The sequence below is a fragment of the Haloarcula japonica DSM 6131 genome (genome assembly GCF_000336635.1).
GTDB classification, from domain to species: domain Archaea; phylum Halobacteriota; class Halobacteria; order Halobacteriales; family Haloarculaceae; genus Haloarcula; species Haloarcula japonica.
This window is the reverse complement of sequence record NZ_AOLY01000039.1, coordinates 157,595-173,958: the sequence shown is the minus strand read 5'-3', so window position 1 is coordinate 173,958 and position 16,364 is coordinate 157,595. Positions and strand designations below refer to the sequence as shown.

General features: G+C 63.8%; 18 protein-coding genes. 4 read left to right on the top strand and 14 right to left on the bottom strand.

Translation table 11 applies throughout. The features are described 5' to 3' along the window. The first annotated feature begins 60 nt into the window (after window positions 1–60). The gene (locus tag C444_RS22415; RefSeq protein WP_167320814.1) at window positions 61–222 is read left to right on the top strand and encodes a hypothetical protein; all 162 of its coding nucleotides are present in this window, start codon (window positions 61–63) and stop codon (window positions 220–222) included. Between the two features lie 30 nt (window positions 223–252). Here the strand turns inward: C444_RS22415 and C444_RS15270 are convergent, their stop codons facing one another. The 8 genes from C444_RS15270 to C444_RS15235 all read right to left on the bottom strand — a co-directional run bounded on the left by C444_RS15270 (window position 253) and on the right by C444_RS15235 (window position 6,540). After that, the gene (locus C444_RS15270) at window positions 253–981 is read right to left on the bottom strand and encodes a TOBE domain-containing protein (protein WP_004593889.1); all 729 of its coding nucleotides are present in this window, start codon (window positions 979–981) and stop codon (window positions 253–255) included. 82 nt (window positions 982–1,063) lie between these two features. Further along, on the bottom strand, window positions 1,064–1,828 hold the full coding sequence (locus C444_RS15265; protein ID WP_004593888.1) for an ABC transporter ATP-binding protein: 765 nt from the start codon (window positions 1,826–1,828) through the stop codon (window positions 1,064–1,066). Next, on the bottom strand, window positions 1,828–2,514 hold the full coding sequence (locus C444_RS15260) for an ABC transporter permease (protein WP_004593887.1): 687 nt from the start codon (window positions 2,512–2,514) through the stop codon (window positions 1,828–1,830). The genes C444_RS15265 and C444_RS15260 overlap by 1 nt, the downstream gene beginning before the upstream one ends. Before the next feature lie 32 nt (window positions 2,515–2,546). Further along, the gene (locus C444_RS15255; RefSeq protein WP_049909549.1) at window positions 2,547–3,512 is read right to left on the bottom strand and encodes a substrate-binding domain-containing protein; all 966 of its coding nucleotides are present in this window, start codon (window positions 3,510–3,512) and stop codon (window positions 2,547–2,549) included. A 461-nt stretch (window positions 3,513–3,973) separates the two neighbouring features. After that, window positions 3,974–4,651 (bottom strand): phosphoribosylformylglycinamidine synthase I, encoded by a 678-nt coding sequence (gene purQ / locus C444_RS15250; RefSeq protein ID WP_004593885.1) that lies wholly within the window; start codon window positions 4,649–4,651, stop codon window positions 3,974–3,976. Window positions 4,652–4,700: 49 nt separating this feature from the next. Then, entirely contained in the window at window positions 4,701–4,955 is a 255-nt protein-coding gene (purS, locus tag C444_RS15245) for a phosphoribosylformylglycinamidine synthase subunit PurS (protein ID WP_004518491.1), read from the bottom strand. Window positions 4,956–5,005: 50 nt separating this feature from the next. Continuing rightward, window positions 5,006–5,665 carry a DUF7504 family protein gene (locus C444_RS15240; protein ID WP_004593884.1) on the bottom strand — a complete coding sequence of 220 codons (660 nt, stop codon included), beginning with the start codon at window positions 5,663–5,665 and terminating at the stop codon, window positions 5,006–5,008. Continuing rightward, window positions 5,665–6,540, bottom strand: a complete 876-nt coding sequence (locus C444_RS15235) for a GAF domain-containing protein (protein WP_004593883.1) — start codon at window positions 6,538–6,540, stop codon at window positions 5,665–5,667. Before C444_RS15235 ends, C444_RS15240 begins: the two co-directional genes overlap by 1 nt. Before the next feature lie 120 nt (window positions 6,541–6,660). On the opposite strand from C444_RS15235, the gene C444_RS15230 reads away from it, so the two are divergent. Further along, window positions 6,661–7,644: a formyltetrahydrofolate deformylase gene (locus C444_RS15230; RefSeq protein WP_004593882.1), complete on the top strand. Its 984-nt coding sequence runs from the start codon at window positions 6,661–6,663 to the stop codon at window positions 7,642–7,644. A 24-nt stretch (window positions 7,645–7,668) separates the two neighbouring features. On the opposite strand, the gene C444_RS15225 is transcribed toward C444_RS15230, so the two are convergent. Next, a complete protein-coding gene (locus C444_RS15225) occupies window positions 7,669–8,703 on the bottom strand; it encodes a phosphoribosylaminoimidazolesuccinocarboxamide synthase (RefSeq protein WP_004593881.1) in 1,035 nt (344 codons plus the stop codon). A gap of 162 nt (window positions 8,704–8,865) precedes the next feature. On the opposite strand from C444_RS15225, the gene C444_RS15220 reads away from it, so the two are divergent. Both C444_RS15220 and cofH read left to right on the top strand, forming a co-directional pair. After that, a complete protein-coding gene (locus C444_RS15220) occupies window positions 8,866–9,882 on the top strand; it encodes a sodium:calcium antiporter (RefSeq protein ID WP_004593880.1) in 1,017 nt (338 codons plus the stop codon). A 109-nt stretch (window positions 9,883–9,991) separates the two neighbouring features. Further along, entirely contained in the window at window positions 9,992–11,344 is a 1,353-nt protein-coding gene (gene cofH / locus C444_RS15215; protein ID WP_004593879.1) for a 7,8-didemethyl-8-hydroxy-5-deazariboflavin synthase subunit CofH, read from the top strand. 201 nt (window positions 11,345–11,545) lie between these two features. On the opposite strand, the gene cofG is transcribed toward cofH, so the two are convergent. The 5 genes from cofG to C444_RS15190 form a co-directional block, all read right to left on the bottom strand. Then, on the bottom strand, window positions 11,546–12,652 hold the full coding sequence (gene cofG, locus C444_RS15210) for a 7,8-didemethyl-8-hydroxy-5-deazariboflavin synthase subunit CofG (protein ID WP_004593878.1): 1,107 nt from the start codon (window positions 12,650–12,652) through the stop codon (window positions 11,546–11,548). Window positions 12,653–12,685: 33 nt separating this feature from the next. Beyond that, window positions 12,686–13,309 (bottom strand): 2-phospho-L-lactate guanylyltransferase, encoded by a 624-nt coding sequence (gene cofC / locus C444_RS15205; protein WP_004593877.1) that lies wholly within the window; start codon window positions 13,307–13,309, stop codon window positions 12,686–12,688. After that, window positions 13,309–14,085, bottom strand: coding sequence for a hypothetical protein (locus C444_RS15200; protein ID WP_004593876.1), 777 nt, complete (start codon window positions 14,083–14,085; stop codon window positions 13,309–13,311). Before C444_RS15200 ends, cofC begins: the two co-directional genes overlap by 1 nt. Next, complete coding sequence (locus C444_RS15195; RefSeq protein ID WP_004593875.1) at window positions 14,063–15,244, bottom strand: tubulin/FtsZ family protein; 1,182 nt, start codon at window positions 15,242–15,244, stop codon at window positions 14,063–14,065. The genes C444_RS15200 and C444_RS15195 overlap by 23 nt, the downstream gene beginning before the upstream one ends. A 137-nt stretch (window positions 15,245–15,381) precedes the next feature. After that, window positions 15,382–16,281: a complex I NDUFA9 subunit family protein gene (locus C444_RS15190; protein WP_004593874.1), complete on the bottom strand. Its 900-nt coding sequence runs from the start codon at window positions 16,279–16,281 to the stop codon at window positions 15,382–15,384. Between the last annotated feature and the right edge of the window lie 83 nt (window positions 16,282–16,364).

The window sequence follows — 16,364 nt, the reverse complement described above, 5'->3', positions numbered from 1 at the left end:
AACCGTGTGACGGCCTGTCGACCAACTCTTATCCGGCTCTCGCACCTAAGACTGTTCGATATGACCCCGAACGGTGACCAGGACAGGCGCAGTTTCAATACACGCGGGACGGTTACGGAATGTGACCTGTGCGGTGAACGGCGGCAGTGTATCGATGACGATGGGATGGTCGCCTGCAGTGCCTGCCAATCCGACCTGCTGCCGTCCGGCTGGGGTCTCTGAGGCTGTTGCCGGAGGACTTTTTCGGTTCGCTCACGGCGAGTCGTCCGACCCTGGCTGTTCGATAGCCGGAATGACGCCAACGGTTGCGGTCGCTTTGAACGAGGCGACAAGCTCCGCACCTGTAGTGATGTCGAGTTTCTCGAGGCTCGTGTCAGTCACCAGCGCCGACAGCGTTGTGTCCGGGTCGACCGCCAGTGCGACCAGTGCGATAGCGGTTCCCTCGTCGATACGCTCGACGGTGCCTGCGAACTGATTCCTCGCACTCGTCCCCGCCGGTTCGGGGGCCTCGTGCGGTGCGTTCAGCGTCACCGTGTCAGCACGGATACCGACCTCCACCGCGTCGCCGGGACCCGCCTCGGTGTCGACGATGGCTCGGACCGTCCCCGGCGGTGTCTCGACGGTTGCCAGTTCGCCGTCCCGGTCTACGACCGTCCCCTGAAGGACTGTCTCCGCTGCCGTCGCCACCCCGTCGAACTCGGCCTGCAGTCGCTGAAAGCGGGCCAGCAGTTGCTCGGCAGCGGTCGTCAGTTCGCTGCCGCCGCCACCGCTCCCACCGCGACTGCGGTCGACCAGTGGACCGAACGCGTCTTCCAGTTCCACGATACGGCGCTGGGCGTGGGCGTAGGATCGGTTCAACGCGTCGGCGGCGGCGTTCAGCGATCCATGGGCGGCGACCGCCTGCAGGAGCGTTCGGTCGCGGGCGGTCAGCGCCACGTCGCCCTGCTCCAGTTGCACTTCGACGTCCGCAGTCGCATCCATATCTCGACAATGTCGTTCCCCGATAAAGGTATTGCCGCCGACCGACCCTGTCTCACACTGGCCGGAGTTCGGTAGGAGGCTCTCAGTAGACCAGTTCGCCCGAGATGAACTTCTGGGTGCGGTGATCCGACGGGTTCTGGAAAATCACTTCCGTCGGGGCTATTTCGGTTATCTGCTCGTCGAGTAGCACTGCAACCCGGTCCGCGACCCGCTCCGCCTGGTGCATGTCGTGTGTCGCCACCACGACGCCGATACCCCGGTTCCGGGCCTCGGCAATCGCGTCCTCGATAACTGCGGTGTTCCGTGGGTCCAGGTCCGATGTCGGCTCGTCGAGCAACAGTATGTCCGGGTCGTAGGCCAGCGCGCGAGCGAACGACACCCGCTGGGCCTCGCCGCCCGAGAGCGAGTCCGCGTGCTGGTCCATCTTGTCGGTTAGCCCGACGACATCGAGGGCCTCGCGAACGGCGTCCGCGGTGCCGTTCGAGCGAACTACCGACTGTAGTTCGTGCTGCAGCCGGGCTGCCCACGACTTGCGGATGCGAAGCCCGTATTCGACGTTGCGAGCGACCGGTGCGTCGAATAGGCTCGCCTCCTGAAACACCATGCCGATGCGTCGGCGCAACGAGAGCCGCGTCGCCTCGTCGACGGCCCACACGTCCGTGCCGTCAAAGGTGACCGTCCCGTCGTCAGGCTCTAATGAGAACGCAAGCAGTCGGAGCAGCGTCGTCTTCCCGACGCCCGACGGGCCGATGACGGCGACGACCTCGCCGGGTTCGATTCCGACCGAGAGATCCCGGAACACGTAGTCGTCCCCGTAGGCGTGTGACACGTCCGTGACTTCGAGCATTATCGCTGTACCCCCTGGTCGCCCAGCCGGACGACGATAGCGTTGACCGTCAACACGAGCGTGACCAGCACGGCCCCGAGGATCATCGCCGTCTCGTACTGCCCCTGCCGGGCTTCAAGCTGAATCGCGGTCGTCAGCGTTCGGGTCTTCGAGATGCCTCTCGCGCTCGTGATGTTGCCGCCGACGATGAGTACGGACCCGACTTCGCTGATGGCACGGCCAAAGCCCGCAAGCACTGCCGTCGCGATGCCGTATCGTGATTCCTTGAGCACGACCAGTGCTACGTCAAGGCGTGTTCCGCCGAGAACGTGTGCGGCGTCGCGGACGTTCTCGTCGACGCCGCTGATGGCCGCGAGGCTGATGGCCGTGATCGGCGGTGTTGCCAGGACGAACTGAGACATGATCATCGCCTCCTTGGTGAATATCAGCTCTAGATCCCCCAGCGGTCCCTGGTTCGAGACGGTGAACAGTACGAGGAGACCGACGACCACGCTGGGAAACCCCATCCCCGTGTTGATAACTGACTTCACGAACTGCTTGCCAGGGAAGTCGGAAAACCCCATCACGACGGCGATAGGGAGACTGAAAAGCGTGCTCAGCGTCACGGCGATGACGCTCACGTACAGCGAGACGTAAATGATACTCGACACGTAGCCTTCCCGGAACGGAAGGTCGACGACGGCCATCGACAGGTATCCGACTGACTCGAGGGGCACGCTTACTCGTCGGACGAGTCGCTACTCCACCCTTCCGGAACGTACTGCTGGAAGTCTGGGTTTTCCGAGACCGCTTCGGGGAAGAACAGCTGTTCGCCGTTGACCTGATAGTTCGCAATCGCGTCCTGGGTGCCGGGGCTGGTGATCCATCCGATGTATGCCATCGCCAGGTCGTAGTTCGCGTTGTCGTGGACGCCGGGGTTGACCGCCATAATCCCGTAGGGGTTCGCGAGGATTTCCGGCCCGTCCTCAATCGGCCCCTGTACCAGAATGACGAGGTCGATCTCCGAGCGCTGAGAGATGTACGTCCCGCGGTCCGAGAGCGTGTACGCGCCCTGCTGGTTGGCGACGTTCAGTGCCTCGCCCATTCCGGTCCCGGTCTCCTGGTACCAGTCGCCGCCCGGCTCGGTTCCCGCTGCTTCCCAGAGGTTGAGTTCCTTGGTGTGGGTGCCGGAGTTGTCCCCGCGCGAGACGAACTGGGCCTCCGACTCGGCGATAGTGGTCAGCGCCTCGGTCGCCGAACCCATGCCCTGAATCCCCGCCGGGTCGTCTTCGGGGCCGACGATGACGAAGTCGTTGAACATCAGGTCCCGACGGTTGACTCCGTACCCGTTGCGCATGAACTCGTCTTCGAGGCCGCGGGCGTGGACCATCACTATGTCCGAGTCACCGTTGCGGGCCGATTCGAGGGCTGCACCGGTCCCCTGTGCGACTGCGTCGACCGACACGCCGTACATATCCTCGAAGTCGGGGTGGATCTCGTCGAGCAGGCCCGTATCGTACGTGCTTGTCGTCGTCGTAAGCGTCAGGGTCTCCCCAGCCACCCCTGGCTGACCGCCGCCTCCGGATTCCATTTCGGTTTCAGCTTCGGTCTGGCCGCTGCTTTCCCCGGACTGGGCACACCCGGCGGTAGTTGCTAACGCCCCTGTTCCTATCGCTGCAATGAACTCTCGTCGTTGTATCGGCATGGATATAGCGTTGGCCCAACAGTAAATATAATTTATGATGGATAAACCGACGTCTCTGTTCTGGTAGATCCGTATGGGCGAAAGCGGTGGCGGCCCCCCTCGCGGTTCGTCGTTCTGAGAGGCACCAGCGACAGCGTAGCCACTCGTGGTCGACACGAAACAAGCCGAGCAGGGCTGTCCCCGTCAGCGCCGATTCATCGATGAGAGCAGACGCGAGTGACTGATGCACTCTATCGCCACCAGCCACGGGCAAATGCGTTCTTCTCCTCGATTACACTTCCACTCCGGTACGCGTGTGTTTATACGGCTTGACCGCCAAAGCGGACATAGGGGCCGCCGGACTATGTCACACGCTCCGCTGGTCCCTTCCCCTTTGAAATAAAACCAGATAGCTGTGCGGCCGTTCGGATGTATCCCAGTCGGTTATGAAACCGCCACAGTAACAGGCGGGTCTGCGAACGCTAGTCAGCGAAGCCTGTGAGCACGCCGCGGCCATCGGTCCGACCGAGGTCCGAAAGTGTCGCCCGCTCCGGGTGGGGCATCATGACGGCGACGTGCTCGGCGTCGCCGGTGACGCCGGCCACGCTGTGCTTCGAACCGTTCGGGTTCGCCTCGGGGGAGACCGTCCCGTCCTCGTCGCAGTACCTGAACAGAATCCTGTCCTCGGCTTCGAGTTCGTCCAGTCGGTCGTCGGAAATCTCGTAGCGGCCCTCGCCGTGGGCGATGGGGAGCTCGACGACATCTCCCTCCTCATACTGGCTGGTCCAGGGCGTGTCGGCGTTCTCGACGCGCAGGTAGACGTGTTCACACTGGAACCGGGCGCTCTCGTTGGTCGTGAACGCGCCGGGGGTCAGCGACGACTCGCAACCGATCTGTGCGCCGTTGCAGATGCCCAGCACCGGCGTGCCCTCGCTCGCGGCTTCGCGGACCTCGGCCATGATGGGCGAGCGGGCGGCCATCGCGCCGGCACGGAGGTAATCGCCGTAGGAGAAGCCGCCGGGGAGGACGACGCCGTCGACGTCCGCCGGAAGGCCGTCCTCGTGCCAGACGAGTTCGGCGTCGAAGCCCAGCGATCCCAGGGCCTGGACGGCGTCGCGGTCGCAGTTCGAGCCGCCGAACTGGATGACGGCAATAGTCACGCGAGCCACCCCGTGGAACAGGCCACTGCCGCCAGCAGTGAGGTGACGGTCATTCTGCCTCGGTCACCTCGATGTCGTAGTCGTGGATGGTGGGGTTCGCCAGGAGCCGCTCGGCCATTTCCTCGGCACGTTCGGCCGCGTCGTCGGCGCTGTCGGCGTCGAGGTCCAGTTCGAACACGTCCGCCGAGCGGAGGTCGTTCAGGTCGAAGCCGAGGCGTTCCAGTGAGCGTTGTGTCGTCTCGGCCTCGGGGTCGAGGACGCCCCGCTTGAGCCGGACGGTGACGGTCGCGGTAAAGGCAGTCATTACTGGCAAGCGAGCGGGCAGCGGAGAAAACGCTTGTGTTCTCCCGACAGTCACGTCCCGACCGGCGTCCAGTTGGTCGGCTGGTCGCGCAGGCCGGTCACTCGGAGATCAAGAGCACCCCGGTCGGCGCGAACGTCGACCCGCCCGTCGAAAAACTGTGCCACGCTTTCGACGACCTGCTCCTCGTGGGCGTTCGGGTCGAGCACGCAGATACCCAGCCCGTCGGCAGTTCCGATCCGGCCGGTGATCGTGTTGAGGAACCGGTACACCGCTCTGACATCGTCGCTGTAGACGAGCAACGGCGTCAGCGTGATGATCCCGGTCCGGACCCGCGTGTAGCCACTGGCGTACGTCGATTCGTACTGGCCGGAGTACTCGATACCGATACCGGTCAGGTCCGCTGGCGTACTGACCGTAGACACGCTGTCTTCCGGCAGGTCGCCGCTCTCCTGAGCGCAGTCGATAACACGGACTCGCTCGCGGTCGAGCACGCCGCCGTGGCGCTCGAAGTCCTCCAACATCGTCGTTGCGTCCTTGTCCGTCGCGACGAGGACGGTACCGCCGTCGGCGTCGGAGCTACAGAGCAGTCGCAGTCCCATCTCCCGCGCGCCGCTCAGAACCGGGCCGGTCACGAGCAGACTCGTCCCCGGTCTGACCGGATTCAGTGGCAGTCCGTCGAACGTGTATCGGTCGTCCCGTCGCTGCGACATCAGGCATCCTCCTGCAGTCGGCGTCGCAACAGCAGTTGTTCCTCGACCTCGTCAGCGAACCGCTGGAGGTCGTCTAGCTCTGTCTGCGTGTAGCGTCGCGGCTCGCCGTCGGTGCAACAGACTGCGCCGATCGCATTCCCCTGCTTGTCTGTGATTCGGACGCCGGCGTAGGACCTGATATCGAGCTGTTTCAGTGCGTCTACCTCGGCGAAGCGGGGATCTTCGTGGGTGTCTTCGACGACCATCGTCTCGTCCGAGAGAATTGTGTGGGTGCAGATGGCGTCCTCGCGGGAGAGGGTCCGCCAGTTGGCACCCTCACACGCCACGAACCGCTCCTCGTGTTCGTCCATGAGGCCGACGAAGGCCACGTCGATGTCGAAGTGGCTGGTCATGAGCGCCGTCAGCCGGTCGAACGCGTCAATCGCTGCCAGCTGGTCGACGTCGTACTGCTGGACGGCGGCCAGTCGCTCCGTCTCGGTCTCTGGAACCGGGTAGGCCGCCTGCGTTACCTCGGCGGCAGCCATGGCAGCCACATCCGCAAGCCGCTCCCGGGACTCCGGGACCATCCGCGGCACGTATTCGACGACCTGTTCGGGACCGCCGCGGGGGAGATCCGACGGTGCGTGTTCGGTATAGAGGATCACTACACAGGCTGGGTTCACCGAACGAACTGCGTCTACCACGTCGAACCCATCTCCGTCCGGGAGGTCGAAGGCCGTCACGACGCAGTCGACCGACCGGTCAAGTGCTGTAGTTAGCGTCCCGACGGACTCGACTTCCTCAACGGCGAGTCCAGCATCGGCAAGTACGTCGGCCGTCTCCGCACGCTCGCTGGCGTCTGGCTGCGCACAGAGAACGGTCGGCGAATCACTCATCACTGCCGTACATACACGGACCAATACACAAAGGGTTGGTGTCCACGCTCGGTGGAAAACGAAGGCTTTTGCCGAGGGACTGCCGACTCTGCGTCAAATGAATCACGACGCTGTCCGGAGGTGGGTATCGTGACTCGCGATCTGACTGAGATTACGGTCGTCGGTGAGGACGACACGGGTCTCATCGCTGAAGTGACGTCGCTCCTGTTCGAGCGCAGCATCAACATCGAGGACCTCGATCAGGCCGTCCGGGAGGGGGTCTTCCGGATGACCATGCGCGTCGATACCTCCGAGATGGTGACGACGGAGGAGAAGCTCCGTGAGGACCTCACCGAACTCGGCGACGGACTCGGCGTCGACGTGCAGGTCCGGTTCCCCGCCGACCGCGAGACCCAGACCATCGCCGTCCTCGTCACGAAGGAGTCCCACTGTCTGGAAGCTCTCTTCGAGGCCTGGGCCAACGGCGACCTCGGGGCCGACATCGAGGTGGTCATCGGCAATCACGACGACCTTGAACCGCTGGCGGCCAAGTACGATGTCCCGTTCCACGATATCGGCGACGAGAAGGGGACGCCGGACGAGGACCAACTGCTCGACTTGCTCGCGCAGTACGACGCCGACCTCATCGCGCTGGCCCGCTACATGCGCATCCTCTCGCCGGATGTCGTCTTCCGCTACGAGAGCCGCATCATCAACGTCCACCCGAGCCTGCTGCCCGCCTTCCCCGGCGCGTCGGCGTACATGCAGGCCATCGAGGAAGGTGTCCGCATCGCTGGCGTCACGGCCCACTACGTGACGACGGACCTGGATCAGGGACCGATCATCACCCAGCGTGCGTTCAACGTCCCTGACGACGCGACGGAGGAGGAACTCCAGCAGATCGGCCAGCCGCTGGAAGCCGAGGCGCTCATCGAGGCTATCAAGCTCCATCTCAACGACGAAGTGAACGTCCACCGCGGCCGGACGAAACTGCGGGACCCCGAGGAGACCTCGGCCCAACTCGGCGCACCGGAGAAACTCGACCAGCTGAACCCCGACCGTCCTATCGACGGGCTCGGCGAATTCGTCGCCGAGGACGACGGTGAGATCGAGGCCGACGACTGAAAAGGCGCTATCCTTTTAAAATCCTCAGAGTTCACCAGCGGCGCTGACGGCATCGTCGAGCGACGGCGCGTCGAACACGTCGCCGCCGACGTAGGCGTTCGTGCCGGCGCAGTAGAGGTCCCGCGCGACTTGGATTACGTTCTCGTCGAGCGGTTCGGGCGACTCCGCACAGAGCGATTTCCAGTCGGCGACGCTCTCCGCGTCGGCCTGCTGTTTGGCCTCGCTCACGGCCTCGACCCATTCAGGCTGGGTGCGTTTGTGGTACTGGCGGATGACCTCCTTCGAGACCTGTTGGCCTTCGTGGGAGAACCGGTTCTCGTCGAAGGTGCCGACCACGTCGGCCACGCGGATCTCCCCGTCGTAGTAGAGGCATTCGATCTTCCCGTCCTCGTGGACGAGGTCAGCTTCGGCGGCCTGCTCGGTGACGATGTGGTTGACCGCCCGAGCCAGTTCTTCGAGGCGGTCGATGCTAGCCGCGCCGGCGATCCGGTCGGCTGCCTCCCGGTTGAGGTACCGGTCCTGTTCCTCGTACTTCGTCGAGAACTCGACAATTGGCTCATCGAGATCGACCACTTCCTCGGGCCACGTGTCGTAGTCGAGACCGTGGTCGGCGGGCTCGGTCCGGGACCGAAGTGACGACCCAACGCCGACGCGGTTCCGGAAGACGATCTCCAGCGGGATGAGGTAGTTCTCGTCGGCCCCCGCGTGGTAGGCGTCGTAGTCGTAGCTCCCGTCCTCGAAGGGGAGGTCCGGGACCTGTGTGAGTTCGATGACCATCTCCTTGGGAGCGGCGTCGGCCGACAGCGCCTCGCCGAGGTCAAGCACCTCGTCGCTGTCTGGGAGCCTGACGCCCTCGTAATGAGTCGGAACGTGGTTCTCCTCCAGTAGCTGGAAGTTGTACGCGCCCATCGTACACAGCGATGCCCCTTTGTCGGGGATCTGGTCCGGCATCTTGCCCCAGTCGAACACGGAGTAGTCGTCCGTGAACACGAACGCGCCGCGGCCGAGCCCCTCGGCCGTCGCCGGTTCGTCCACGCGGAATTCCTTGACGCTCGTCATTGTGCCCGCCTTTCGGGCCGGGGACAAAGACGTTTCTCATACTGTTGGCTGTAACTATTGTAAGATATTCGCGGTAGCGAAATTCTTTCCAGACTTACAGCCGACAGTATCACTCGCGCTCGGCAGGCAACGTTTTCTGTCGGGCTGTCGACTGACTGTCTGATGGCTTCCAGTCTGTTGGTCGAGGCTGCGATCATCGTCGCCGCGACGGTAGCGATCTGGAAAGGGAGTGACTGGCTCGAAGCATCGAGCGAACGGCTCGCGACGTACTACGGCCTCCCGGAGGTCGTACAGGGGGCGATCATCGTCGCCGTCGGATCCAGTTTCCCGGAAGTCGCCACCGTCGTCGTCGCGGCGCTGGGCGGGTCGATGCCGCTTGGCGTCGGCGCAATCGTCGGTTCAGCAATCTTCAACGTCCTCATTATCCCCGCAGTCGCAGGCGTCGCCACGGACGACGAACTCGAATCGAGCCGGACGCTCGTCTACAAGGAGGCGCAGTTCTACATGCTTTCCGTCTCAGTCCTGCTCATCACGATGGCGCTTGCGGTCATCTACTACCCCGGCGAGGCGACGCTCACGGGCGTCATTACGCGGCCACTGGCGGTGATTCCGATCACCCTCTACGGACTGTACATCTTCATCCAGTATCAGGATACGGCCGACCACGACCCCGAAGAGGACTGGACTGCCGGTATCTCTGTCGGGCGACAGTGGCTTTTCCTCCTGCTGGGCCTGGCTGTCATTCTCGTGGCTGTGGAAAACCTCGTCCACTCCGTCAGGGTCATCGGTCGGGCCGCCGGCATTCAGGAGTTCCTGCTCGGCGTGACGATTCTGGCGGCGGCGACGAGTCTCCCCGACACGCTCGTCAGCGTCCGGGCGGCCCGCGACGACCGCGGGGTCACGTCGCTCGCGAACGTCCTCGGATCGAACACCTTCGACCTGCTCGTCGCCATCCCGCTCGGCGTTCTCATCGCCGGGGCGTGGACCGTTGACTTCGCGATGGCCGTACCGATGTTCGGCGTGCTGACCGGGGCGACGATTCTCCTGTTTACCGTGCTCCGGACCGATCTGGTGTTGAGCGAACTCGAATCGTATGCGTTACTCGGCGCTTACGCGGCCTTCGTCGCCTGGGTTATCATCGAGACTGCGGGCTGGGTCGGCGGCGTATTGCCGACCTAACGTGTGGGCGCACAACTGCGGCCGTCCGTCGCCGCTCACCGCCCTGTCGGCCTTGTGGGCCATGTGCGGACCCATACGCTTTTGACCGTTCTTGCCGTCCTGTTCAGCAATGCCGGATGTCTCAGAGACTGTCGATACGCCGGACGGTTCCACCGAGTTCGAGCACCGTCCGACGACTGACCAGTCGTTCGAGAACGCGCTGGCCAAGGCGCGCGACGGGACGCGACTGACAGTCGACGACGCGGTCGAACTCTTCACGACGGGCACCGACCGGGACGGCATCGACCACGACCGGAAAGAGCAGGTGCTCGAAGCGGCTGACCGCCGCCGGGCGGAGGTCGTCGGCGATGAAGTCACTTTCGTCGCAAACCTCAACAACAACGTCACAACGGCCTGCAACACTGGCTGTCTGTTCTGTAACTTCAAGGACCGCTCCGAGCAGTTCCGAAGCGAGTACCAGGAGGACCACGGCGGCTTCACGAAGACGCCGAGCGAGTCCCGCGAAATCGTCCGAGATGCCCTCGACCGGGGCATCTACGAGGTCTGTTCGGTGTCGGGACTCCACCCCGCGCTCGCGCTGGACGACGAACACCGGGAGATCCTCGAAGCCAGCGACCGCGGGGACCTGAACTACCGCTCGCCCAGCGAGTACGAGAAAGACCCGGCCACATACTGTGAGCAGATTCGGGCGATGAATGTCGGCGACGTCCACCTCCACTCGATGACGCCGGAGGAGGCCTATCACGCCCGCCGCGGCACCGACTGGTCCTACGAGGAGGTGTTCGGTCGACTGCAAGACGCCGGTCTCGATAGCGTGCCCGGCACGGCGGCGGAAATCCTCGTCGACGAGGTCCGGGACGTCATCTGTCCGGGCAAGATCCGCACCGATGAGTGGCTCGAAGCGATGGAGGCGGCCGCGTCGGTCGGCCTCGACATGACCTCGACGATGATGTACGGCCACGTCGAGAACGAGCGCCACCGCGCGCTGCACCTGCAGCGCATCCGCGACCTGCAGGACCGGACCGGTGCGATCACGGAGTTCGTCCCGCTATCCTTTGTCCACGAGGAGACGCCGCTGTACGAGCGTGGCATGGTCGAATCGGGTGCGACTATCGACGAGGACGAACTGCTGATCGCCGTCTCCAGACTGTTCCTCGACAACGTCGACCACATCCAGTCCTCGTGGGTCAAATACGGCGACACGCAAGGGCTGAAGATGCTCACCTGCGGTGCGGACGACTTCATGGGGACCATCCTCTCCGAGGAGATCACCAAGCGCGCGGGCGGCGACTACGGCGAGTTCCGGTCGTTTCAGGAGTACGCCGACATGATTACCGCCATCGGCCGGACGCCCGTCGAGCGCTCGACGGACTACGAGCAGCGCCGCGTCATCGACCCCGACGCCGACGTGCTCGGCCCGCAACTCGGGCCGCGAGCTGACGGAACGCCGTTGCTCGATTAAAGTAGTGGACCACGGCTGGGCACTGGCCGTGGTCGACGTGGTAGAGTATTCTGCCTGGCACTGCTGTCAGAGGCACGCCCAGGCATGATACATATTGGTACGCCAGTGTTTGTGTAGATATCGCCTAGAGAACTAGGTGATTGATTTCCGGTGTCTGTTCTGGCCGGGCTGACCGTTCACCTGAGGGGCTGGTCGCCGGTGTCACAGCGTCACTGGATTCACACCCCGGTCCAGTATCGACCGGAACCGTTCGCCGGCCTCGTCATCGGCCTCGATGGCCGTCTCGATGGGCTTCGAGAGCCAGCCGTCGTCGACGAATCGGTCGTAGACGGGCAGCCGCTCCGTCAGTGGTACCTTGGCGGCCTCGGCGACGGCCGTCAGCTCCTGTAGCGCGGGCCACTCGTACTCGGGGTTGATGTGGTCGACCGTGACCGGTGAGACGCCGCCGAGGTCGTCGATGCCGCAGTCGGTCAGGTCACGGGCGGGCGCGAGGTTCGGGGGGACCTGCACCGATACCTCCTCGGGAAGCGCTGCGCGGGCCATCGCCGTTACCCGGCGCATTGTCGCCAGATCGGGAGAGCCGCCCTGCCAGCGCTCGTTCTCGACGACGGGCTGGACGATGACCTCCTGAATGTGGCCGTAGCGCTCGTGCATCTCACGGATGGCGAGCAAGCTCTCGGCGCGGTGGTGCCAGTCCTCGCCAATACCGACGAGGATACCAGTCGTGAACGGCACGCCGAGTTCGCCGGCCACGCGGAGGGTATTGAGCCGCTGACCGGGGCTTTTCGCTCGCGGGCCGCCGTGGGCCTGGACGTCCGTAGTCGTCTCCAGCATCACGCCCATCGAGGCGTTCAGGTCGGCGACGTGGGCCATCTGCTCGTGCGTCTGGTCGCCGGGATTGGCGTGGGGGAGCAACCCCTCCTCCAGCGCGATTTCACACGCCTCTCGGAGGTATTCGTGAATGGAGTCGTGGCCCCATTCATCGAGCTGGTTGTGGATCGCAGTGTAGCGGCTGTCCGGGTCGTCTCCGAAGGTGAACAGCGCCTCGGTACAGCCGGCGTCGGCCCCGCGACGACAGGTCTCGCGGATTTCCTCGCGGTCCATCAGCTCCGCTTGCCCCGGCGGGTCGTAGTACGTGCAGTAGGTGCAGGTGTATCGGCACGCGGTCGTCAGCGGTAGGAACACGTTCCGGCAGTAGGACAGCGCCGACGCGGCCTCGACGTCCTCGGGCATCACCGACAGCAGGCGCTCGATATCGGCGTCCGGGATCTCGATAGCGACGTCATACGCGTCCGTGCCGGGTATCACGTCCCGGGGTGTGCACCCCACAAATAAAAACCTTCACTCGCGGCTCACGGTGACACGGCCGTCTGTGAGCGACAGACTGAAACCGGCGTCAGTGAGCCAGTCCGCGGCCGCGCCGTCGCTGTGTAGCAGCACCTCAGCGAGGTCGGCCGGTTCGTCGATGTCGGTCGCGAGCCGCCGGGAATCGATTTCGGCCACGCCGGCTCCCACGTCCCGAGCGATCCGGCGGTGGTCGCGGATAGACGCGCCGTGGTAGTCGACCATGAACTCGGGGTGCCGACAGACGAAGGCATTCGTCCCGCCGCCCAGGCCCGGGGCCAGCACGATGTCGGCGTCGGGGGCGAGCAGTCGCTCGATGCTTTTCGGGGTTATGAGCGGCAAATCTGCCATCACGACGGCAAATTCCCCTTCGCCGCTAGTCACTGTCGACGCGAGCAGGTCGTTGACGAGCGGGTCGAGTCCGCGGTCGTCGACGGTGACCGGCACGGCACAGTCGACCGGTGCTGTCGAGATGACCTCCGGTTCGTGGCCCGCCGCTGTCACCGCGTCGACGACGTCTGCAAGCATCGCTTCGGTAAAATCACGGCGCTCGTCGGGAGAAAGAACGGATGCAAGTCGCGTTTTGGGGTCAGACCCCGAGACGGGGACGACGAGACGCATTACAGCTTGGAGTAGTCGTCCTCACCCATCTGGGTGTACGCGTAGTAGCCGCCGCCGACCAGCAGCAGGAGGACGACGAGTCCGCCACCGATCAGCAGGAGCGTTCGCTGGGTCTGGGCGCTCTGCTGGGCCTGCTGTGCCTGATTCTCGGCCTGCCCGGCGAGGTCCTGGGCGTTCTGGAAGTTCCCGTTCTCGTAGGAGGAGATAGCGCTACTGACTAGCTCCTCGGCCTCTTCGTTCCCACCGGCTTCGTCGATTGCGGCCTGTGCGTCGTCGATTGCCTGTCTCGCTGACTGGCTCTCTTCAGTGTAGTGGTGAACAGTATCGTTGCGGAACTCGTCCTCGTTGCTCCCGCTGATACGACTGAGCGAGGCGACCTGATAGTTCTGTGCCGGGTCGTATGTGTAGTTCGAGATGGCCGGCGTCGTGCCGACGAGTTCGACCCGAACCTGGTCTCCGTTATTGTCGATCTCCAGATCCTGCTCGAAGGACTGGTCGCCGTAGGTTTCTTGGCTCACCTGGCTACCCGCACGCAACACAGTGACCGTCCAGCTAACGTCTTTGAGTTCGGTCGAGCCGGCGAGCGTCCACTCGTTCGGTGCGTCGGTGAACGGGTCGTCAATCGTGTACGTTACCGACACCTCTTCCTCGACGGCCGTCTCGGTCGGGACTCCCTCGGCAGAGACAGAGAACGCACTCGCTGTGCCGGCGGTCGCGAGCAGCGCGACAACACAGAGGAGTGCGGCGGTCTTGTTAGAACAGCGGATCAAGTTCATCTTCGTCGTCTTCGACCAAGTCCTCTAAGTTATCTTCGCTTTGGTTACGGATATCGTCGATGTTGTCCTGGGCCTCGATGGCGACCTGCTGGAGTTCCTTGATGCGGGGAACGTTGTGGACGCCGGCCAGCAGGATGGATGCGGCCACTTTCGGGGCGTTGGTCGGATAGTCGCCACCGCGGACCTCCATTGAACCGGTCTGCTCCTCGAGCCACTTCCGGCCGCGCTCTATTCCCTTCCGGTTCAGGTGCTCCGGCGGCCCTGCCATCACGAGCAGGGCACGCTCCGCCCCCTCGATCTCACAGGGGAGCGTCAGCCGGCCGAGCGCGGCTTTCCGGACGAGCGACGTGATGCGGTTCGTCGTGTTCGCCGTGTCCATCGAGTCGTCGGACGAGTCGTCGCCCTTGAACCGCGAGAGCAGGCCACCGCCGCCCGAGGAGACTTCTACGTCCTCGGAGGCATAGCCGACGGTGGAGACGCCGCCGCCGTCGAGCGTATTGATGATCTCCGAGGAGTCGACGACGCTCTCTGCGACGTTGTCGCCGGCCTCGATTTCGCCGGCCCCGAACAGCACGCCGAAGCGCCGGACGATCTCCTCGTTGATGTGGTCGTAGCCGCCCTCGACGGACTCGCCGGTCTGTCGCCAGGCGTCGTTGTCGAACACCATGAGGTTGTCCACCTCGCGCACGAACGTCTGGAACGAGCGGGCGGCGTTGAGGGTGTAGATGCCACCCTCGTCACTGCCCGGCAGGACGCCCAGGCCGTACACCGGTTCGGTGTAGATGCGCTTGAGGTGTTTCGCGACGACCGGTGACCCGCCCGACCCCGTCCCGCCGCCGAGACCGGCGACGATGAGGAAGGCGTCGACTTCGTGGACGGGGATGTTGTCAATCGCACCCTGCACCTCGTCGATGTCCTCTTCGGCGATTTCCGCGCCGAGTTCGTTGTCCGCGCCTACGCCGTGGCCCTTGACGCGGGCCTGGCCGATAAGCACTCGATTCTCTTCCGGAATGTGTTCTAGCCCAAGCAGGTCTGCTTTCGCCGTGTTGACGGCAACAGCCGAGCGGACGATTCCCGAGCCGGTCTCCTTGTCGTACTCGAGGAATTTGTCCACAATTTTGCCACCGGCCTGCCCGAAGCCGATCATCGCCAGTTTCATTATATGGTTCTCCGCTTAAAGGGTCAAAGAGCGATAGCGAGTATAAGTGTTTTGCCCGGATCTCAGCCGTGAAAGCCAGGATTGAAAATCAATACTAGCTAACACAACTCTCTTTAGGGGGTGGCTACTGTCGACGCTTATCCGTGGAGGTATCCGCTGAGTGTCGTTAGAGAGCCACTACTAGCGCCGAACGCGTCGATTTCGTTCGTTGCCGGAGTGTTATCGAATTTGAGTGAGCGGTACTGGTCGGCACCCATCGGGAACCCGACGCTCCCCAGAACAGAGAGACCGACCTTCGCTAGCGGCATCGGAAGCGGGACGATGCTTACCGACGACCCTTCGGCATCGTACACCTGATTTGTCACGTCCCTGAGCGTCAGAACTTCCGGTCCACCGATCTCGTAGGTCTCGCCGACGTGTTCTTCGGATTCGATACTGTCGACGAGCATCGGCACGAGGTCGCCGACCCAGATGGGCTGGAACTTCGTCTGTCTGCCGCCGCCGGGGAGCGGATACAGCGGAACGCCCGGCGCGAACATCCCTTTGAGACGCTTCGTGAAGGAGACGAACTCCCCGCCCTCGCCGAAGACGACCGACGGCCGGAAGATGGTCCAGTCCAGCGAAGACTCCGTAACGACCCGCTCGGCCTCTCCCTTCGACCGGATGTAATGCGTGTCGCCATTGGGGTCTGCACCCAGTGCGCTCAGCTGGACGAACCGTTCAACGTCGTGCTCCTCCGCGGCTTGCACGCTGTTTTCCGTCCCGCCGAGATGGATCCGCTCGTGCATCTTGTCGCCGCCGTCTGGCTTGAACAGGGGCGACAGTGCGACCAGATAATACACCGCGTCCTGGCCCTCGAACGCGCTCTCGATGCTGTCGTACTCCGTGACATCCCCAGTAACGGTTTTGACATCACTGGGAAGCGTCGCATCTTCTGGTGACCGGGACAGCGCAGTGACGGTGTGTCCTCGGTCGTCGAGTTCACGGCACAGGTGTTGTCCGATGAATCCAGTCCCGCCGACGACAAGTACATCCATAGACTCCAGTACGGTCGGTAGAACCGTAAAGGTGGGCGTATTTGTTCGTCTGACCGGCCCGCAGTCCGGTCACTTGTGTCAGC